The organism is Pandoraea morbifera (assembly GCF_902459575.1).
GTDB classification, from domain to species: domain Bacteria; phylum Pseudomonadota; class Gammaproteobacteria; order Burkholderiales; family Burkholderiaceae; genus Pandoraea; species Pandoraea morbifera.
This window is the reverse complement of sequence record NZ_CABPSD010000007.1, coordinates 133,222-153,364: the sequence shown is the minus strand read 5'-3', so window position 1 is coordinate 153,364 and position 20,143 is coordinate 133,222. Positions and strand designations below refer to the sequence as shown.

Below are 20,143 nucleotides of genomic sequence, written 5' to 3'. Positions count from 1 at the left end.
GAGCGAGTCACGACAACAACCGATACGCGGTCCGGCGCCAGCCGGGGGGCGTGTCCGAGGAGGATGAGGATGACGACTTCGCACGACATCGAGCGCTACTTTTCTTCGACCTACGCCGTGGCGCGCGATCGCTTCCTGAGTGCGGCGCGGCAACACACCGACGAGATCGACGCCTACCCGGTCGACGCGCGCGGCGCTCAAGGCGAGGCGCTCTTTACCGACGTGGCGATGATCGCGCCCCCGAATGCCCGCCGGCTCCTGATCCTGACGTCGGCCACGCACGGCGCCGAGGGGCACTGCGGTTCGGGCTGCCAGTTGGCGCTGCTCAACGACGCTCCCATGCTCGCGCGCGCCGCCGAGGCAGGCGTGGCGCTGCTGCTGGTCCATGCCGTGAACCCGTTCGGATTCTCGTGGAGCAGCCGAACCAACGAGGACAACATCGACCTGAATCGCAACGCGCAGGCCTTTGGCGCCGCGCCGCTGCCGGTCAACGCCGACTATGCCGAGGTCCACGACTGGCTCGTGCCCGCCGAGTGGCCGCCCACCGAGCAGAACGAGCGTGCCATCGCCGAGTACATCGCGCAGCAGGGCATGCCGCGCTTTCGCAATGCAGTATCGAGCGGACAGTACACCCATGCCGACGGGCTGTTCTACGGCGGGCAGGCGCAAAGTCGTTCGCTGCAGACACTGTCTTATGTCTTGCGCACGCAAGCCGCGCGCTATGACGATATCGGCTGGATCGACTATCACACCGGGCTTGGCCCGCAAGGCCACGGCGAGAAGATTTTCGCGGGCCGTCGCAACGAGGTGGAAGTCGAGCGCGCGCGGCGGTGGTGGGGTGCGGATATCGCCGTGCCGTTCGCCGGCACATCGGCATCGGTCGACGTCACGGGCCAACTGGCCTCGACGATCTATGCATGCTGCCCCGACGCACGCGCGACCCTGATGGCGATGGAGTACGGGACTCAACCGTTCGAGGCCGTCATCGACGCATTGCGCGGGGAGGCGTGGCTGCGCGCGCACCCCGACGCACCGGCCGACGTGGCCGCGGGCCTGCGTCAACGCGTGCGCGAGGCATTCTATTGCGATCACGACGCATGGAAGGGCATGGTCCTCGGGCAGAGCCGGGTCGCCGTGCTCCAGGCCATTTGCGGATTGGCGGCGACATGACGTCACGCCCTCCCCCCGCGCCCCAGCCAACGGCGGACAGCGCGGTGAAACTGCGACATCGCCTCTCCTCCCGGCTTCGTTGTTCATCCGCGCCGCTTCAGCAAGTCTTCTCGCCCATCAAGGATTCGCCATGAATCATGTGTCTGTTGCCCTGCCCGCCAATGCCAAGACGGCCCCGCCCATGTGGCGCGTCATCGCCGCCGCCACCATCGGCAATGCGCTCGAGTGGTTCGATCTCGTCGTGTACGGTTTTTTTGCCGTCACGATTTCCCGACTGTTTTTCCCCGCGGGCGATTCGACCGTCTCGCTGCTGCTCACGCTAGGCACATTCGGCGTGTCGTTCTTCATGCGCCCGCTCGGCGCGATCGTGCTCGGCGTGTACGCCGACAAGGCCGGGCGCAAGGCCGCGCTGACGTTGTCGATCCTGTTGATGATGATCGGTACGCTGATCATCGGTGTCATGCCGACATACGCCTCCATCGGGGTGCTCGCACCGGTGGGCCTGGTCCTCGCGCGCATGATCCAGGGGTTCTCCGCAGGCGGCGAATTCGGCAGCGCCACCGCATTCCTTGCCGAGCAGTCGCCCTCGCGCCGCGGATTCTTCGCGAGCTGGCAGGCGTCGAGCCAGGGGATGACGACGTTGCTCGCATCGCTCTTCGGCGCGGTGCTTACCGGCAATCTGAGCGACGCCCAGATGCAAAGCTGGGGCTGGCGCATTCCGTTCCTGTTCGGCCTGCTGATCGGCCCGGTCGCCTATTACATCCGAACGCACATGGACGAGACGCCGGAATTCCTGGCGACCGAGACACCGCACTCACCGCTTGCACAGACATTCGCGAGCCAAAAGGAGCGACTGCTGCTCGCCATCGGCGTGGTGATCCTCGCCACGGTTTCGGCCTACCTGATCCTGTTCATGCCGACGTATGCAGTCAAGCAACTTGGGGTGTCGGCGTCGACGGTTTTTTCGGCCATCATCGCCACCGGCGTGATCCAGACCGTGGGCGCCCCACTCGTCGGTCATCTGTCCGACAAGCACGGACGTACCGGCATGATGCTCGCGTCCGCCGTACTTATCCTGCTGTTTTCATGGCCCGCGTTCTACCTGCTCGACCTGCATGCGACGTTCGGCGCAATGATCGCGGTGCAGATCGGCATCGGGGTGGCGAGCGTGATGTACTACGGCGGGATGCCGGCGCTGCTGAGCGAACTCTTCCCGACGCAAACCCGCACGACCGGCATGTCGATTGCCTACAACCTGGCGGTGACGATTTTCGGCGGCTTCGCGCCGTTCATCATCACGTGGCTCATCGAGGCCACCGGCAGCAAGCTTGCGCCGAGCTTCTACCTGATGGGCGCCGCGGTGCTGAGCATGATCGCGCTGTTGCGCATCCGCGCGCTCAATGCCCGCTGACGCGTACCGACATGCGTTGAACCGCCAGGATCGGCGCGATCGTCGGGACCACCGCCCCCCCCGGCCTCCCCCCCGCTACCAGGGCAAGCGCTGGCCATCGTACGCACGAAAGCCGCCGCTGTCCTCGGGTTGCAAGTTGTCGATGACGGATAACAGATCCCGAGCGGCGGCGCCCGGCGCGCGCCCGATCTGCGCCCCCCGAAACGGAGCGGACAGCGCCGAGTCCACCGTGCCGGGATGCAGTGCCGCGAGGACCAGTTGCGGGTGCGTACGTGCCAGCTCGATCGCCGCGGTTTTGACGACCATGTTGAGCGCCGCCTTTGACGCACGGTAGCTGTACCAGCCCCCGAGGCGATTGTCCCCGATGCTGCCCACCTTGGCCGAGAGCACGGCCACCAGGCTGCGCTCGGTGCGCGCAAGCTGTGGGGCGAAATGCGCGATGGCCAGCGCGGGTCCGATGGTATTGACGGCGAAGCTGCTCGTCATGTGCCGAGCGCTCAGGTCGGCGAGTCGCTTCTCGGGCGTGCCGGTCGGCCCCTGGAGCATGCCAGTGGCAATGATCATGAGGTGCCACGGACCTTGTTCGGCCACGGACGCGGCGGCATCCGCGATGCTCGGCGGGGCCTCGAAGTCGACGGCTGGCACGCTGGTGCGCCCCAGTGCCAGCACGGTTGCGCAGCGGGGATCGTCTCGCAGTGCGTGGCAAATCGCAGCGCCAATAGCGCCAGAGGCGCCAAGTACGATAGCGCGGTAACCGGATACCAGGGATTTCATCGGTTTGCTCTCCCAACGCCGGGCGTTACAAGGTGTCCAGTCGCTCGCGCAACTGCGCGGCATGCGCACGTAGTGCCTCGCGCTGCGCGTCGTCCATCTTTTGCCACTGGCGGAACACGATCGCGAGGCGCGGGTTGTCCTGCAGCGTGGGCGCATGGTGGTCAAAGAAATCCCAGTAAAGCGCGTTGAACGGGCAGGCGCGCGCACCGGTTTTTTGCATGGGATCGTAAGCACAGCCCTGGCAGTAATCGCCCATTCGCCGCAGGTAGGCAGCACTGCTCACATAGGGCTTCGTGGCAATCAGTCCGCCATCGGCGCGCTGGCTCATGCCAAGTGTGTTGGGCAGCTCCACCCACTCGAATGCGTCGATGTAGATGCCCAGATACCAGCGATGCAGCGCCTGCGGATCGAGTCGGGCGAGCAAGGCGAAATTGCCGATCACCATCAGCCGTTGGATGTGGTGCGCATGCGCGGTTTGCAGAGACTGCGTGATGGCCAGGTGCAGACAGCGCATGCGGGTGTTGCCGCTCCAGAACCAGTCTGGCAAGGGTGTTTCGTGATTCAGGGCGTTGTGCGACGCGTAGTCGGGCATCCTCGCCCAGTAAATGCCGCGCACGTATTCTCTCCACCCCGCGATCTGACGCACGAAGCCTTCCACCGCGGCAAGCGGCGCCCGGCCCGCAGCATAGGCGGCCTCCGCACGCCGCACCACTTCCAGCGGATGCAGCATCTTGACGTTGAGGGCGAAAGACAGAAGCGAATGGAACAGGCGTGGCGCGTCGGCGGCCAATGCGTCCTCATAGTCTCCGAAGTGCGGCAGCGCGTGCGTGATGAACGCATCGAGGCAGGCCAGCGCCTCCGTGCGGTTGACCGGCCAGCGCATCGCGTCGGCCTGCGGATCACCGAAGCTGCGTACGCCTGCGCGCTGCAGCATTTGCCACAGCGCCCGGTGATCGTGCCGCGGGCGCCAGTCCGTCGGCTCTGGCGGCGTTCCCGGCCAGCGCTTGCGGTTGTCCGAGTCGAAATTCCATCGACCACCTTGCGGGCCGCCGTCGGCGTCGAGCAGCAAATGCCAGCGGCGGCGCATGTGCCGGTAGAAGTGCTCCATCAGCCACTGCTTGCGATGACCCATGAGCGCGGCAAGCTCGTCACGCTGCGTCAGGAAATGTTCGCTGTCCACCACCGCCCAGTCCAGGGGTTGAGAGGCGCCCCAGTCGCTGAGCTGTGTGTCCAGCCGCCACTCGTCCGGCTGCTGCCACTCGACCCGGCAGGCGCCATAGCGATCGGCCAGTGCGGCCAGATTTTCCGTGATGGACTGACGGTTGCTCGGATGATCCAGTGCCACGTAGCGCACGCGGTGCCCACCGGCGCGCAGGTGGCGCGCAAAGTCACGCATCGCGGCGAATATGGCGATGATCTTCTGGGCATGGTGCAACACGTAGTCGGTTTCCTGCCGCACCTCCATCAATACGTAGACGACCGCTGGGTCCACCCGGGAAAACCAGCGATGGCCCGGATGCAATTGATCTCCCAGCACCAGGCGCAGGGTATGAGTCGATGGTTCGGCGTGAGCATGCATGGCAAGATGCGCCCCCGCGGCGCAAGGCGGCGGCTTATCGATCGAGCAACTGGCGCAATGAAGCCAGACCACGACGGATCCAGCTCTTCGCCGTGCCCTCCGGCACGCCGAGGACCTGCGCCAGTTCGGTATAGGAGAAGCCACCGAAATAGGCGACCGTGATCGCCTGACGCTGTTGCGCCGAGAGTGTGGACAGCGCATCGCTCAGTTGTCGCGAGGCTCGCCTTGTCTGGCTGATCTCGTCGGGCGACGCGGCGTCCGAGGGAAGCGATGCCATCAGGGCGTCGTCCGCCACGAGATGCTTCTGTCCACGCAGATGATTGATCGCCCTGTGGCGGGCGATGGTGAATATCCACGGCAGGACGTCGCCCCGCTGCGCATCGAACACGACGCTGCGCTGCCAGAGTGCCATGTAGATGTCCTGCAGAATATCCTCCGCTTCGGCGCGGCCGTTGACGATGCGCAGGATAGCCCCGAGGATCAGCGACGACGTTCGCCGGTAAAACTGCGCGAACGCTTGCGCGTCGCCACGCTGAGCGTTCGCGAGCAGGTGCGCGAGGGCGTCCCTGTCGATGGCCGCGGATCGCGCGCGGGCGCCCGGCACCTTGAATCCGAGCGTCTGCGGCGGCGAGCCTACCGGGCCGAGCGCCGGCGCGACACCCCGGGCCTTGGCGGCACTGGGCGGAGCGGGCTGAGTGACGTCGACGATTGTCATGGCGACATCTCGATAATGGATCGGGCCGCGGCGCGCGCCTACCGCGAACGCGACGCCATCAACGCCAGGAATTCCCGGCGAAGCGCGGAGTCCTCGAGGAATCGCCCGCGCATCACGCTGCTCACCATGCGTGCGCCGTCGTCCTTCGTCCCGCGCCAGTGCATGCAGAAGTGATCCGCCTCCATGACGACGGCAAGGCCGTCCGGCGCGATCTTCTCCTCGAGCAGATCGGCGATCTGCTTGACCGCTTCTTCCTGAATCTGTGGCCGCGCCATGACCCAGTTGAGCAGCCGGGCATATTTCGACAATCCAGGCAAATTGGAATCGGCGTTGGGCAGCACGCCGATCCACGCGTGCCCCATGATCGGGCACAAGTGGTGCGAGCAGGCGCTGCGCACGCGAAGCGGCCCGATCAGCGTGAGCTCGTTCAACTGCCCGATGTTCGGGAATTCGGTGATCGCCGGAGGCGGCTCGTAGCGCCCCGAGAACACTTCCCTCACGAACATTTTCGCGACACGTTTGGCCGTGTCCCGGGTGTTGTGGTCGTTGTCGACATCGATGACGAGTGCGCGAAGCGCATTCTCGATATGCACGGTGACTTCGTCCTGAAGCCTGTCAACGTCGCCCTCGCGAAGGTAGGCAGCGACATTGTCGTTGGCATGAAAACGGACACCGGCACTGCGAAGACGCTGACGGATCGCCTGCGACAGCGGGATCCCCTCCTGGGGGCCCTGCGTAATGGCCTGCTGTGAATCGATGACTGCGCCCATGAAATGCTCCCGATGGAAGAGGGTCCGAATGCGAATCGTGTTTCAGCGCTCGCCGCGCCGTAGTGCGGGAACGGTTGCCGGCACCGACCAGCCCTCGTGCTCGACGACCGCCGCCAGGGCGTCCTCGAACAGCGCCACGGCACGGTTGGCGGCATCGCCCAGATGCTGGTGAAGCAAGGCGTCGGCGGAAGAGCGCGACACGCATTCGTCGCTGTAGCGCTCGAAGGCGGCGATCTGCAGCAGCAGTTCGCCGATATGCTTGGGACATTCGCACGCGATCGTCGAAGACTGCCGGGTCAGCCGCGTCAACGTTTGTTCATCGAACCGGCGCGGCAATCTCGACCAGAGCCGCTGGCGGGCCGACCCGCGAGTGTCGCTGCGCGCCAAAGACTGCACGAAATCGGAGAGAAGCTCGTCGGCATGAAGCAGAGCACCGGAAGTGCGCATCAGACGAATGCCTTCCAGACGGGCAAGATCGACGGCCCGCCGCGTGCCGAATGCATAGACGACGAGCACGTGGTCGCAGTGCGCCCTGCGCGCAGCCGCGACGATGGACAGCACGGTGTCTTCGTGCAACGCCTCAACCCTTACGACCATGCCGCTGGCAGCGCCGGGCGTGGCGTCGGCGTCAGGAATCGCCTCGGCTCGCGAAAACACCTGATATGTGACGCCGTCGGGCATGGCGGACGTCGCGACCTCGCCGAAGCCCACGACGAACAGGTTCGCGCCGTGCGGCACGTCGACCGCGGGCGCCACGACGGCGGAACCATTCGCCAAGCGGCTCAACTGCTCGTTGTCCAAGTGCGCGATGGCGCCGATCGCATGGCCCTGATCGACCAGCGACTTGATCGTTTTGAGCCGACTCACGTCCACGTCGGAATACAGGCGCTGACCGGAAGCGCTCGTGGGCGGAGAAATCACGCCATAACGCTGCTCCCAGATCCGCAGTGTGGCGGCCGGCATGTCGACGAGCTTTGCGGCCTCGCCGCTTCGATAACGCCGAACTGAACTCACCGTGTCCTCCGTCTCAGACAAATTTCCCGCTTGATCTGCTACTTGTGCGCAAACCTTAACTCACGGAAAAATAAGAGTCAATAAACAAACTCAAATTCTTGGATTTATATTAAATTGAGTTTGAATTTTAACTCATCAACACCTCTCGGGAGGAAACTGCGCTGCCGGCGGCAGGACGGCGGAACCGGTCAGCGCAGCGCACGTCGCGCCAGCGCGATTGGCTGGACGGCGACGGCGCCCAAGGCCGGCAGAGAGGGACAAAGGGGTCTGATCGCGGGGGTCGTGGAAGCGCGAAAGCCAGGGCATTCGTGCTGACGCGCTAGCGCCGGGAGGTTTTGCGAGAGACCTCGTTGTGGACGTCGCGCTTGCCGGCGAGCAACTGCTCCAGGACTTCGATGCGATGCCGCCTTGGCGCCGTAATGGCGTAGAAGTGCTCTTGCAGCGCTGTCGATTGCCCCACCACGACGAGCGATCCGGTTCGCAGCTCGTCCTGCACGACCACTTCGGGCAAGACGGTCAACCACCCACTGTCGCGGGCAATCAGGCGAAGCATCGCCATGTCGTCCACTTCGGCCCGCAGTCTGGGACTGACACCTGCCGTGGCGCAAAGCGCGTCGAATTGACCGCGCAACGCGTGGCGCGGGCCGGGCAATACGATGTCGACGTCATCGAGATCTTCCGGGATCCGAAGGGTTTTCGACGCCCACACGCTGGCAGGTCCCACGAGCGAGATTGCCTGGCTGCCCAGGAACTGGCAGTGCAATGGCCGATCCGGGTCGGCCGGAACCGTCTCGTTGGCCAGCACGACGTCGAGTTGATGCTGGATGAGCCGGGTCAGCAACCCCTCCATCAACCCCGATTCGAGCGTGAGCACAACGGCCGGGTTCGTGAGCAATGGCCGAATCCAGTTCTCCTGATAGTTGCGCGACAGTGTGGCCACGCTGCCGACGCGCAAGCGCGTAATGCCCGCCGAGCGCCCATGCAAGCGCCCCAACAGCTCTTCGCCCAGCCCAAAAATGTTGTCGGCGTACGCCAGCACCAACTGCCCGGTATCGGTCAACGTCAGCCGGCGCCCCGCCCGGACAAACAGATCGTCGCCAATCTTCTCCTCCAACTGTCGAATCTGCGCCGAGACCGCCGATTGCGAGGTATGCAACCGCTCCGCCGCACGGGTCAGATGGCCGAGCTTGGCCACGCGCCAGAAGTAGTAGAGATGATTGAAATTAAGTTGATTCAGATCCATTGTTCGTTTTTTGATAACAATTTGTTCTTTATAATCTATTTTACAGAACCTCTTATCGCAAGCATCATCCTCGCACCGTAATTCAAGAGGGTCATGCAATGGATTTTCCCGAGGTTTTGCGCATCGTTTGCGTGCTCACGCCACCGGCGCTGATGGCTGCACTGATCGGCGCGACATGGCTGGGCTCGCGGACGACCCGGCGACAGTGGCGCGTGTTTTTGATGGTGTCGTCGGCCGCACTCGTCTCGACGGGCATGTCGCTGTTGGTCAGCGCCGGCGAGGCGATTTGGCCGGGTGTTTTGACGACGACGCGCTTTGGCCTGGCGCTGGCGTTGCTGGTGCAACTGCTGGGCACCGTCATCGCGGCGTTCTCTGCCCGCTACCTCGAAGGGGAAGCGAACCAGCCCCGCTATCTCGGCGCACTGGCCACCGTTCTGGCCAGCGTGCACCTGCTTCTGCTCGCCGATCACTGGCTGGTGCTGATCGCCGCCTGGGCGGCGGTCGGCCTGGCACTGCAGCGACTGCTGTGCTTTTACCCGGATCGCCCCTTTGCCCTGCTCGCGGCGCACAAAAAGCGGATTGCCGATCGGCTGGCCGACGTCATGTTGCTGGGCGCGACAGCGCTGACCTGGAAGCAGGTGGGAAGCGGTTCGCTGACGGACTTGTGGGCACACATCGCGCAGCATGGTCTGTCCTTGCCCCTGCAGGCAAGCGCCGTCTTGCTGGTGCTCGCGGTGACGTTGCGCACCGCCTTGCTGCCGGTACATGGCTGGTTGATCCAGGTGATGGAAGCGCCGACCCCGGTGTCAGCGCTGCTGCATGCCGGCGTGGTCAATCTCGGCGGCTTCGTGCTGATTCGCTTTGCACCGATGCTGGAAAAAGCCGACGCGGCACGCGATCTGTTGCTGCTGCTCGCTCTGGCGACAGCCGTACTGGCAAGCATGGTCGCGCTGACTCGTATCAGCATCAAGGTTCGGCTGGCCTGGTCGACCGTCTCGCAGATGGGTTTCATGCTGGCCGAATGCGCGTTGGGTCTCTACACGCTCGCGGCGCTGCATCTGATCGGTCACTCCTTGTACAAGGCGCATGCCTTCCTGTCCGCCTCGTCGGTCGTGCGCGATACGCGCACTCGCGCAATGCACACGATTGCCGCCCCCATGACCGGCAGTCTCGTGCTGGCCCCCGCAGTGACGACGTCGATCGTGTTCCTGGCAATGACGGTAACCGGCATCGCCGTCTGGCCCTGGTGGTGGTGCGTGGTGCTGGGACTGGCCTGGGCACCGCTACTGTGGTTGACTTCCGCGCCGGCTCGCGCCGCAGCACGCCTGATCCAGATCCTGTTCGGACTCCTTATCGTATCGGGCCTGACCTTGGCTGCAATGGCCGCACACGTCCTGCCCCTCGGAATTCAGGATGCGCCGGATCATCGGCTGGGCGTTCTCACGCTGACCTTCATGGCGGCTCTGTATCTCTGCCAGGCACGCCTGCAACACCGGGCTTCCCTGCCCGCCTGCTGGCGTCGCTGGAGCTACGCCGGCTTCTATCTGGACGAGGGTTACACGCGCCTGGCGCTGCTGCTCTGGCCCGCAAGGTGGGCGCAGGCAGCGGCTGCACACGCCAGCCCCAAAGCGCTCGCCTCGCGGCTGGCGGAAGCCCGGCGCTGAACTGACGACAAGGAAAGTGTGACGATGAATACCTCGACCAACGACACGCCCCCCGCGCTCGACCTTACGGTGTCCGCCGCGGATGACCCACAGGCGCGGTACGCCGAAATCGAGCGCGCCTGCCATGCAGCGTGCGCTGCGATTGCCCCCGCATGGCCGCTGGACCGCGCCATCGCCGTGAATCCGCACTGGTCGCGCATCGGCATGCCCGTGCGCCGTGTGGCCGCCCGGATGGCCGTGCTTGGCGGCATCCAGGTCTTTCCGCCGAGAGATCGACAACGGCAAGCCTGGCGCGAGGGCCGCATCACGGCGGCGGATCTGGCCGTTGCGCTGCATCAGTTGCCTGCGGCCCAGTCGGCCGCGCTCACGCCCGAACAGTGCGTCGCGGCACTTGAGTCCGGCGCGCCGCAGGCGCAATTGCCGCTGTTGATCGACGTGCTCGACAACGACCCCGAGCGCCATGCGCGGTTGTCCTGGCGGCAGGCCATCACGCATCAGGTCAGCCAGACCTGCGCCGCCTTCTTCGATGCGCAGCAGGCAAGCTGGCAACCCGAGCGCGAGCAGGGCCTTTATGCCTTCTGGCGCGACACTTTGCAGCACGACCACGGGATCGGCATTTTGATGGGCCTGCCGCGCATCGGGCAGGCCACCGGTGCCCTGCCTGCCAAAGCGCAGGATGCGGAGCGCTGGGTCATGGAGCGTCTTGGGCTGCCGCAAGCGGTGTGGGCGGACTATCTCGAATCGGTGCTCCTGACGGTCAACGGCTGGGCGTCGTGGTGTGCCTACCTGGGCTGGGAGGCCGGACTGGCCGGCGGGCGCGATGCCCATCTGCGCGAATTGCTGGCGATCCGCCTGGCCTGGGGTGCACTGCTGCTCGAATGCAAGGATGACGCGGCCGCGAGGCATGCGTTTGCCGCGCTGCACGCGGCATGGCGCTCGGCCCCGCGCATCCTGGAGGAAACGGAGCAGGCGCTGCTGATCGACGAGGCATGGCAGTTGGCCCTTGAGATCGGCTATCAGCGCGAGCTGGCGCAGCGCCTGGCCGCCGCCAACCCCCGCGGTCCGGCGCCAACGGACATCGAGGTCCAGGCGGCCTTCTGCATCGACGTGCGCAGCGAACCCTTGCGCCGCTCCCTCGAGGCCGTGTCGCCGGGCATCCAGACGCTCGGATGTGCCGGCTTCTTCGGGTTGCCGATCGCCTACACGCCCCTGGCCACGCCGGCACGGCGTCCCCAATTGCCCGGCCTGCTCGCACCGGCAATCGAGGTGACCGACGGCATTGTCAGCGCCGATCCGGCGCAGCGCGCGGCGGACGAGGAGCGGCAGCGCGTTGTCAGCCATGTGCGTCGATCGCGATTCGCGATGGCGGATCAGTGGCAGGCGGCCAGTCGGTGGCCGGGCGCCGCCTTTTCCTTCGTGGAGGCCGCCGGACTGGGCTATCTCGGCAAACTCGGCAATTGGCTTCAACCGGGCCGGCAAGCGCGCCCCAGAGACGACCTGGCAGGCATACCCTCCCGTTACCGCCCCATCTGCCGCCCGCAACTCCAGGGGATGGACCTGGCGTCCAAGGTGGCCCTGGCCTCGCGGGTGCTTCACGCGATGGGTCTGGACCGATACCTGGCGCCGCTGGTACTTCTCGTTGGACACGGCAGTCAGTCCGCCAACAATGCTCATGCGGCGGCCCTGGATTGCGGCGCCTGCTGCGGCCAGACCGGTGAAGTGAATGCGCGCAGCCTGGCACAACTGCTCAATGACCCGGCGGTGCGCGACGGCCTGCGCGCGCAGCACCTCGCGATACCTGAGGCGACTCGCTTCGTGGCTGTGCTGCACAACACCACCACCGATGAACTCGAGGGATTCGATCTGGATCTGCTGCCGCAAGCGGCGCGGGATCGCTGGGCGCGTTTGCAGCCCATTTTCGCCCAGGCTTGCGATCAGGTGCGCCGCGAACGCGCCACGCGCCTGAAGCTCGATCCTCGCGCAGCGCATCACACGCTGCTGGCGCGGTTGCAGCGTCGCGCCAACGACGGCGCGCAAACGCGGCCCGAATGGGGGCTTGCCCGCAACGCGGCGTTTCTGATCGCGCCACGGGACAGAAGCCGCGGCGTGATGCTCGACGGGCGTAGCTTCCTGCACGATTACGACGCCAGTCGGGACGCCGACGGCAGCGTGCTCGAACTGTTGATGACGGCCCCCATGCTGGTGACGCACTGGATCAATTGGCAATACCATGCGTCGACCTGCGATCCGCTTCGGTTGGGCAGCGGCAACAAGCTGCTGCATAACGTCGTGGGGGGCAGCCTTGGCGTCTTCGAGGGCAACGGCGGCGATCTGCGTATCGGCCTGTCGCAGCAGTCGCTGCACGACGGCGAGCGATGGATGCATGAGCCCGTGCGGCTGACCGTGGTCGTCGACGCGCCGCAGGCGTCGATCGACACGGTGATCGGCAAGCACGAAGTCGTGCGCCACCTGCTGGACAATGGCTGGCTCCACCTCTGGCGCTTCGAGCAGGCAGGCTTTGAGCGTTATGACCAAGGGCGCTGGTCGCCGGTGGATCTGGCGGGGAAATGACGTCGTTGCTCGCCTGATGCGGCGATCGGAAGGCAACCCTGCCAATGAGCCCCGGTGACGGCTTTAGGCCTTTGAGGAATGCGAGTTATCGACGGCACCCCGTCCTCCGCGACGGGGTGCCGATTTCCTGGACGATGTCACCTGGGATTCCGGGAAATGCGCCGCGCCGAAATCGTGGAATCATCGTGGAATCGTAGCGCGAGCCCATGCGCAACGCGATGCCCCGCATTTGGAGGGAGTCGGCATTGCGATCCCGCATTACGATGTCGATCCGCGAATACCCGCGTCGCCTTTACCGGTCGGCGCCGGTGCCCGGAGAGAACGTGCAGGCTCCCGTCGCCGAGATGTCCGAAGAACAGATGTGTCTGGTTTCGGAAGCGTTCGGTCAGGCACGCGCGCGCTCTCGACGAATCGCTCCATCCTGTCCATCGGGATGCCAACATCGAACGCGGCGTGCGGCTTCAGCATCGACAGCATCTCGCCGACCGTCTCGCGGTACGCCCACAACTGCTTCGCGTGCTCGATGGTCTGCGCGATGATCACGTCCTGCACGACGCCCTCCTCCAGCATCCGTTCCAACGACTGCTCGAGCGCTCGTCGGTCGTTGTCGTCGGATTCACCCAACGTCTCGATCAGCACATACAAGGGCTAAGCGTCGCTGAAAGGCGACTTCAAGCGGGCGATATTCATTGCCGCGCTCACGAAGTCCTGCCACATCACCTCAAACGACGAGAGATTTGCGAGGCGCGCTCGCGAGGTGTTTCATCAACTCGAGCAGGCGCGCTTCGAGGAAGATGCATTGACGAGCGGCATCTCGGGCAAGATCTCGGCTTCCGATCTCGCCATTCTCCCCTTGGAAGGAACACGCCTTCTGGAGATGGTGCAGCTCTTCTACAACGGTTCCTCGGCGAATCCCGTCTTGCCTGTTGCACTGAGTTGTATCGAGGAACCGGAAAAGCGGATCTCGACGTTGTTGTTGACCTAGGCGTTTTCCGCCGCAGCGCAAGACGCCGGACGCTGCTCCACGTCGAAGCGTTCAGGGGCCATGGCGGGGCGTCATGCGGTCATCGGAAGGACAACCTGCCGTCATCGATGACGCTGACCGCGATTCGGTGCGCCCTGCCCTGCCCCCATCCGAATCGCCGGTTGCAAGACAAAAAGAGGTGATCCGCGAGCCGCGGATCAGTCCAGCCCGCCCTGACAGACGTACTTGATCGACACGTAATCGTCGAGCCCGTACTTCGATCCCTCGCGTCCGTAGCCGGACGCTTTTACCCCCCCGAACGGAGCGGCTTCGCTCGACACGGCGCCTTCGTTCATGCCGATAACGCCGGCCTCGAGACGTCGTGCGACCCGCTGGGCGCGACGCATGTCCTGTGTGTAGAAGTATGCCGCCAGCCCGAAAGGCGTGTCGTTGGCTCGGTGGATCGCTTCATCCTCGGTCTCGAATCGGAACAGCGGCACCACAGGCCCGAACGTTTCCTCCTGACTGACAAGCATGCTGTCGTTCACGTCGACCAGCACGGTCGGTGAGAAGTAGTTGGGCCCGAGCAACGGCAGCGTCGCGCCACCGGTCAGCGCGCGTGCGCCGTGCGAGAGCGCGTCCTCGACATGGCGACCGATCTTCTCGACTGCCCGAGGATTGATCATCGGTCCGATCTGCGCATGGGCATCGCTCGCGGGCGCGACATGCAACGCCTCCACCCGCCTGGCCAGCGTCGAAGCGAACCGTTCGTAGATGCCCGCCTGCACATACACGCGATTCGGACAGACGCAGGTCTGTCCGCCATTCCGGAACTTTGACGCCATCAGACCCACGACCGCCGACTCGAGATCGGCATCGTCGAATACGATGAACGGGGCGTTGCCGCCGAGCTCCAGCGAGAGCTTCTTGAGCGTGCCTGCCGATTCGCGCGCGAGATGAATGCCCACGGCCGTCGAGCCGGTGAAAGTCATTTTGCGCACGCGATCGTCGGCCAGCCAGTCCGCGACGGCATCGATGCCGCGCGTGCGCGACGCCGTAATGACGTTGAGTACCCCCGGCGTCACGCCGGCCTCGACGGCGAGTGCCGCCAGCGCGAGCGCGGTGAGCGGCGTGTCCTCGGCGGGTTTGGCGACCACCGTGCAACCCACGGCCAGCGCCGGCGCAATCTTGCGCGCGATCATCGCGAGGGGGAAATTCCAGGGCGTGATGGCAGCGACGACGCCGACAGGCTCCTTCTCCACGGTCATGCGCTTGCCGGGTTGCTGTTGCGGAATGATATCGCCGTAGACGCGTGTCGCCTCGCCCGCGAACCAGTCAACATACGAAGCGCCGTACGCCACTTCGCCGCGAGCCTCGGAAAGCGGCTTGCCTTGCTCGAGCGAGATCAGGGTGGCCAGATCGTCGCCGTTCGCGAGAATCAGCGCATGCCAGCGCCTGAGTACCTCGGCGCGTTCGCGCGGCAGCTTGTGACGCCAGCCGGGAAGCGCACGGTAGGCGGCGTCGGTCGCGGCGCGCGCATCGATGGCCGTGCTGTCGGGCACCTCCGCCAGCAACGCGTCGCTGGCCGGGTTGTGCACGGAGTAGCGGCAAGCATCGCGGGCATCGGCCCATTCGCCGTTGATCAGGTTCTGGCGGCGCATCAAATCGGGGCGTGACAGGGAAAGCGACATACGAGCGAGTCTCCGGAATGGGGCGAACTGGATGCGGGTTCAAGCGCGGCTGTGCGGTTCAGCCATGAAGCGCGGCGCGCACGTCGGCCGCCTCGAGTACGTCGTCGAGCGTGGCGCGAACGCGGGCGAACAGTTCAGCGAAGTCGGCCGCCGAGTAACACAGGGCCGGCGCGAAGCCGAGGATGTTGTCGCCGAAGGCGCGGAAAATCACACCGTTGCGATACGCCGCCGCGCCGATGCGCTCATGGAGTTTGAGTGACGGATCGAAGCGCCGGCGCGTCGTCTTGTCGGCGACGAGTTCGAGCGCGCCGAGCAATCCGCGATGACGCGAGTCACCGACGAGGGGATGTTCGAGGAGTGCGTCGAGCCCGTCGGCAAACGTCTTGGCGTGTGCCTGACCGTTTGCCAGCAGGCCGTCTTCGACATAGAGCTTCAGACATGCGAGACCGATGGCCGCGCTCACCGGATGCGCAGAGTACGTCTGACCATGCCCTACGGGAGAGCCTTTCGTCGCGTCGGCAATGGCCTGATAAATGCCGTCGGACATCAGCACCGCGCCCATCGGCGCATAACCGGCGGTCAGTCCCTTGGCGAGCGTCATCAGATCGGGGGAGACCTCTTCCGCCTCGCAGGCGAACATCGGGCCGGTACGCCCGAAACCGGTGATGACCTCGTCGGCGACGAACAGAATGTCGAGGCGTCGGCACGCGTCGCGCATGGCGCGCAGCCAGCCTTTGGGCGGCACGATCACGCCGCCGGAGCCCTGCACGGGTTCACAGAAGAACGCCGCGACGTGCTCCGCGCCGAGTTCTCCGACCTTTGCTTCGAGCGCGGCGACCGAGGCGGCAATGATCGCCTGCGGGTCGTCGGGTGTAGCGCTTCGGTACGGATAGGGCGACGGGATGTGATGTTGCGTCGCCAGCGGCAGATCGAAGTTGCGATGGAAGGCAGGCAGTGCAGTCAGTCCGGCACCGGTGGACGACGACCCATGATACCCGCGCTCGAGCGCGATGAAATGCTTCTTGGCCAGCTTGCCGATGGCATTGTAGTAATACGTGATGAAGCGCACGGCGGCGTCGACGGCATCCGAACCGCCTAGCGTGAAATAGACGTGTTGCAATGACGGCGGCGTCAGTTCCACGAGTTTCCGCGCAAGCGTGATGGCGGGTGCGGAGGCAAAGCCGAAATAGCCTGTCGCGTAGGGCAGCCGGTTTAGTTGCTCCGTCGCCGCCTTGACGATGGACGGCTGTCCGTAACCGGTATTGACGCACCACAGACCGGCGAAGCCGTCGAGCAAGGCGTTACCGTCCGCATCGTGCAGCCAGGCGCCGTTGCCGCTGGTGAGCACCGTCGCGCCCTGCGCCTCATGCGCGCGGTAGTCGGCAACCGGGTGAATCAGAAACTGGCGATCGGCATCGATCAGCGATTCGTTGGACATACGCGGCACCTCATCGGAATGTTGGGGAACGGAGTCGAGACCCGCGGCGTGTTGAGCGCGGGCCACCATGTCATCCCATTAGAGACTCGCCGAAATTCGAGGTCATCCTACGAACCGATGGAGACGACGTGCACGACGTGCTGCTTCTCGTGGAGAGGCATGCGTTACCGCAGCACCTGCTCTGCAACGTCGTCCACCGCTGCGCGAGCAATGCTGACCATCTCGTCGACGTCCGCCCGCGTGGCGATCAGCGGCGGGGCGAAGCCGAGAATGTCACCGTGCGGCATGGCGCGCGCGATCATGCCGCGGGCCAGTGCGGCGGCGGACACGCGTGGGCCGACCTTCATCGCGGCGTCGAACGGCTGACGCGCCGCGCCGTCCGCCATGAACTCGATCGCCGCCAGCAAGCCGACGCCACGCACCTCCCCCACGAGCGGATGCCCGTCGAACGCCGCACGCAATCTCTCGCCGAAGTACTTGCCGACGTCGGCCGCGTTCTGCGTCAGATTCTCGCGCTCCAGAATGTCGAGGTTGGCGAGTGCCGCCGCGGCACAGATCGGGTGTCCGGAGTACGTCCAGCCGTGGCCCATCGGGCCGTTCTCGCGCGAACCGCGTTCGATCACATCCCAAACGCGCTCGCCCACGATCACGCCGGAGAGCGGCGCATATGCGCTCGTCAGCCCCTTGGCGATGGTGATCAGATCCGGCGTCATGCCGTAGTGCTGCGAGCCCATTGGCGACCCGAGACGGCCGAAGCCACATACGACTTCGTCGGCGATGAGCAGAATGTCGTGGCGGCGCAGCACGGCCTGAATCGCCTCCCAATAGCCGGCAGGCGGCGCGATGATGCCGCCGGTGCCCATCACCGGCTCACCGATGAAGGCCGCAATGGTGTCGGCACCTTCGCGGGCGATCAGCTTCTCAAGCGCCTCGACGCAATGCGCCACGAACGTCTGCTCGCTCATGCCGGCCGGTGCCTTGCGGTACCAGTGCGGGCAAATCGTGTGCTGCACCCGATCGACCGGCAGGTCGAAGTGCTGGTGGAAGCTCGGCAGCCCGGTCAGGCTGCCCGTGACGATGCCGGAGCCGTGATAGCCGCGCTCGCGCGAAATGATTTTCTTCTTCTGCGGACGTCCGAGCACGTTGTTGTAGTACCAGACGATCTTGATCTGCGTCTCGTTCGCATCCGAGCCGGACAAGCCGTAATAGACCTTCTTCATGCCGTCGGGCGACCAGTCGATGATGCGCTTCGATAACTCGATGATGGCGTCGGTCGAGTGGCCCACGTACGTGTGGTAGTAGGCAAGCGACGACGCCTGCTTGTGGATGGCGTCGGCCACTTCCGTGCGGCCGTAGCCGATGTTCACGCAATAGAGGCCGGCAAAGGCATCGAGATAGCGACGGCCCTCATGGTCCTCGATGCGCATGCCCTGCGCCGTGCGGATGATCTTGCCCGGCAGGGTGCCGCTGGCATGATCGGCGGCGTGCGTGGACGGGTGCATGAAGTGCGCGCGGTCCTGTGCGAACAATTGCTCGGTCGAGGGGGGCATGGGACGTCTCCTTGATGTCAATGAAGCCAAATAGAATGCGGACGAGCGAATCAGGTGCGATGCACCGGGATGCCGAGATTGCCTAGGCAGAAGTACTTGGTTTCGGTGAACGGCTCGAACCCGTCCACGCCGCCTTCGCGGCCGAGGCCAGACGCCTTCATGCCGCCGAACGGCACCGGCGCGCCGGTGAACTTCACGCCGTTGACGCTTACCATCGCGAAATCGAGGCGGCGGATCAGAGTAAAAATCTCGTCCACGCGTCGTCCGCAGACGTATGCGGCAAGGCCATACTCGGTGTCGTTGGCCCGGGTGACGACCTCGTCGAGCGAGTCGAACGCGCACACGGCGGAAATCGGGCCGAAGTTTTCTTCGTCGTAGATGCGCATGCCGGGAGCGGCGTCGGCAACGACGGTCGGGCGGTAGAACCAGCCGCCGAGCGGATGCGGCTCGCCGCCGACGGTGACCTGGGCGCCCTTTCGGCGGGCGTCTTCCACGCGGGCCGCAGTCGTCTCGAACGCCGCCTGATGCATGAGTGGCCCGACATCGACGTTCGCGGAAAACGCCGGACCGACGCGTAACCGCGCGACCGCTTGCGTATACCGATCTACAAACACCCCGTAGCGCGAGCGTGCGACAAAGATCCGGTTCGCGGCGCAGCAGTCCTGTCCGGACGTCTGGAACTTGGCGGCAACGGCGATGCGTACCGCCTCATCGATATCCACATCGTCCAGCACGATGAACGGCGCGTTTCCACCGAGTTCGAGGGCGAGCTTCTTGACGCCGCTCGCCGCTGCGGCCTGCGCCACCCGTTGGCCGACGCGTGTCGAGCCCGTAAAGCTGACGGCACGCACGCGAGCGTCGCCGACGAGCGCGCGCATCGCCATGTCCGGCTCACCCAGCACCACGTTGAAAAGCCCCGGCGGCAGCCCGGCTTCGTCGGCCAACTGAGCGAGTGCAAGCGCGCTGAACGGCGTCTCGTGTGCGGGCTTCACGACGACAGTGCAACCGGCCGCCAGCGCGGCGGCGGCCTTGCGCGTGATCATCGCGAAAGGAAAGTTCCATGGCGTGATGAGCGCCGCGACGCCGACCGGCTCGCGCACGGTGCCCAATTGCGCACCTTCGATGTGCGACGTAATGGTTCGACCGTCGAGACGGCGGGCCTCATGACCGTACCACTCGATGAACGATGCGCCATAGCCAATCTCGCCGCGCGCTTCATGGAGCGGCTTGCCCTGCTCATGGGCGAGCAGCACCGCAAGGTCTTCGGCGTGCTGCCGGATCAACGCGTGCCAGCGCTGTAGCGCGGCGCAGCGCTCGGCAGCGGGTGTCCAGCGCCACGTCGAGAAGGCGCGCTCGGCGGCATCGACCGCGACGCCGATTTGCTCACGCGTGAGCATCGGCACATGGCCGAGCGTCGATTGATCGGCCGGATCGACGACGGCAATGGACGCGGCGGCGTCGCTATGCGTCCAGCGTCCGTCGACGTAACACAGTGATTTGAAAAGCACCGGATGGTCGAGCAACATCGGCAAACTCCTGACATGGCGTTCGTTCGTCATGAAGAGATTGTCGGTGGCGACGGCCCGCTG

The 20,143-nt window shown here is 65.2% G+C and carries 16 protein-coding genes and 1 pseudogene; 5 read left to right on the top strand and 12 right to left on the bottom strand.

Going from position 1 to position 20,143, the window contains the following annotated elements; all coding sequences use genetic code 11:
* The first annotated feature begins 69 nt into the window (after positions 1-69).
* Both PMO31116_RS13640 and PMO31116_RS13635 read left to right on the top strand, forming a co-directional pair.
* A complete protein-coding gene (locus PMO31116_RS13640) occupies positions 70-1,170 on the top strand; it encodes a M14 family metallopeptidase (protein WP_150567185.1) in 1,101 nt (366 codons plus the stop codon).
* Between the two features lie 130 nt (positions 1,171-1,300).
* Positions 1,301-2,581, top strand: coding sequence for an MFS transporter (locus PMO31116_RS13635; protein WP_150567184.1), 1,281 nt, complete (start codon positions 1,301-1,303; stop codon positions 2,579-2,581).
* Between the two features lie 75 nt (positions 2,582-2,656).
* Here PMO31116_RS13635 and PMO31116_RS13630 read toward each other — a convergent pair whose 3' ends face one another.
* The 7 genes and pseudogenes from PMO31116_RS13630 to PMO31116_RS13605 all read right to left on the bottom strand — a co-directional run bounded on the left by PMO31116_RS13630 (position 2,657) and on the right by PMO31116_RS13605 (position 8,676).
* A complete protein-coding gene (locus PMO31116_RS13630; RefSeq protein WP_150567183.1) occupies positions 2,657-3,355 on the bottom strand; it encodes an SDR family NAD(P)-dependent oxidoreductase in 699 nt (232 codons plus the stop codon).
* A gap of 25 nt (positions 3,356-3,380) precedes the next feature.
* A complete protein-coding gene (locus PMO31116_RS13625; protein WP_150567182.1) occupies positions 3,381-4,934 on the bottom strand; it encodes a cryptochrome/photolyase family protein in 1,554 nt (517 codons plus the stop codon).
* Positions 4,935-4,968: 34 nt separating this feature from the next.
* Complete coding sequence (locus tag PMO31116_RS13620; protein ID WP_150567181.1) at positions 4,969-5,649, bottom strand: RNA polymerase sigma factor; 681 nt, start codon at positions 5,647-5,649, stop codon at positions 4,969-4,971.
* A 38-nt stretch (positions 5,650-5,687) separates the two neighbouring features.
* Entirely contained in the window at positions 5,688-6,419 is a 732-nt protein-coding gene (folE, locus tag PMO31116_RS13615; protein ID WP_150567180.1) for a GTP cyclohydrolase I, read from the bottom strand.
* A gap of 42 nt (positions 6,420-6,461) precedes the next feature.
* The gene (locus PMO31116_RS13610) at positions 6,462-7,220 is read right to left on the bottom strand and encodes a MerR family transcriptional regulator (protein ID WP_246185281.1); all 759 of its coding nucleotides are present in this window, start codon (positions 7,218-7,220) and stop codon (positions 6,462-6,464) included.
* A 6-nt stretch (positions 7,221-7,226) separates the two neighbouring features.
* Positions 7,227-7,433, bottom strand: a pseudogene (locus tag PMO31116_RS24425) (MerR family transcriptional regulator); the annotation flags it as partial.
* Between the two features lie 319 nt (positions 7,434-7,752).
* Positions 7,753-8,676, bottom strand: coding sequence for a LysR family transcriptional regulator (locus PMO31116_RS13605; RefSeq protein ID WP_150567178.1), 924 nt, complete (start codon positions 8,674-8,676; stop codon positions 7,753-7,755).
* Positions 8,677-8,774: 98 nt separating this feature from the next.
* Between PMO31116_RS13605 and PMO31116_RS13600 the strand changes: the two genes are divergently transcribed.
* Positions 8,775-10,340 carry an NADH-quinone oxidoreductase subunit L gene (locus PMO31116_RS13600; protein WP_150567177.1) on the top strand — a complete coding sequence of 522 codons (1,566 nt, stop codon included), beginning with the start codon at positions 8,775-8,777 and terminating at the stop codon, positions 10,338-10,340.
* A gap of 24 nt (positions 10,341-10,364) precedes the next feature.
* Positions 10,365-12,911: a YbcC family protein gene (locus tag PMO31116_RS13595; protein WP_150567176.1), complete on the top strand. Its 2,547-nt coding sequence runs from the start codon at positions 10,365-10,367 to the stop codon at positions 12,909-12,911.
* 258 nt (positions 12,912-13,169) lie between these two features.
* Here the strand turns inward: PMO31116_RS13595 and PMO31116_RS24090 are convergent, their stop codons facing one another.
* Positions 13,170-13,550, bottom strand: a complete 381-nt coding sequence (locus PMO31116_RS24090) for an FAD-linked oxidase C-terminal domain-containing protein (protein ID WP_246185290.1) — start codon at positions 13,548-13,550, stop codon at positions 13,170-13,172.
* Positions 13,551-13,668: 118 nt separating this feature from the next.
* Here PMO31116_RS24090 and PMO31116_RS24085 point away from each other — a divergent pair, with 118 nt between their 5' ends.
* Positions 13,669-13,896 (top strand): hypothetical protein, encoded by a 228-nt coding sequence (locus tag PMO31116_RS24085; protein WP_246185280.1) that lies wholly within the window; start codon positions 13,669-13,671, stop codon positions 13,894-13,896.
* A gap of 197 nt (positions 13,897-14,093) precedes the next feature.
* On the opposite strand, the gene PMO31116_RS13580 is transcribed toward PMO31116_RS24085, so the two are convergent.
* The 4 genes from PMO31116_RS13580 to PMO31116_RS13565 all read right to left on the bottom strand — a co-directional run bounded on the left by PMO31116_RS13580 (position 14,094) and on the right by PMO31116_RS13565 (position 20,080).
* Positions 14,094-15,566, bottom strand: a complete 1,473-nt coding sequence (locus PMO31116_RS13580; RefSeq protein WP_150567175.1) for an NAD-dependent succinate-semialdehyde dehydrogenase — start codon at positions 15,564-15,566, stop codon at positions 14,094-14,096.
* 58 nt (positions 15,567-15,624) lie between these two features.
* Positions 15,625-17,004: an aminotransferase class III-fold pyridoxal phosphate-dependent enzyme gene (locus PMO31116_RS13575; protein ID WP_150567174.1), complete on the bottom strand. Its 1,380-nt coding sequence runs from the start codon at positions 17,002-17,004 to the stop codon at positions 15,625-15,627.
* 164 nt (positions 17,005-17,168) lie between these two features.
* On the bottom strand, positions 17,169-18,554 hold the full coding sequence (locus PMO31116_RS13570) for an aspartate aminotransferase family protein (protein WP_150567173.1): 1,386 nt from the start codon (positions 18,552-18,554) through the stop codon (positions 17,169-17,171).
* A gap of 50 nt (positions 18,555-18,604) precedes the next feature.
* Positions 18,605-20,080 (bottom strand): NAD-dependent succinate-semialdehyde dehydrogenase, encoded by a 1,476-nt coding sequence (locus tag PMO31116_RS13565; protein ID WP_150567281.1) that lies wholly within the window; start codon positions 20,078-20,080, stop codon positions 18,605-18,607.
* Between the last annotated feature and the right edge of the window lie 63 nt (positions 20,081-20,143).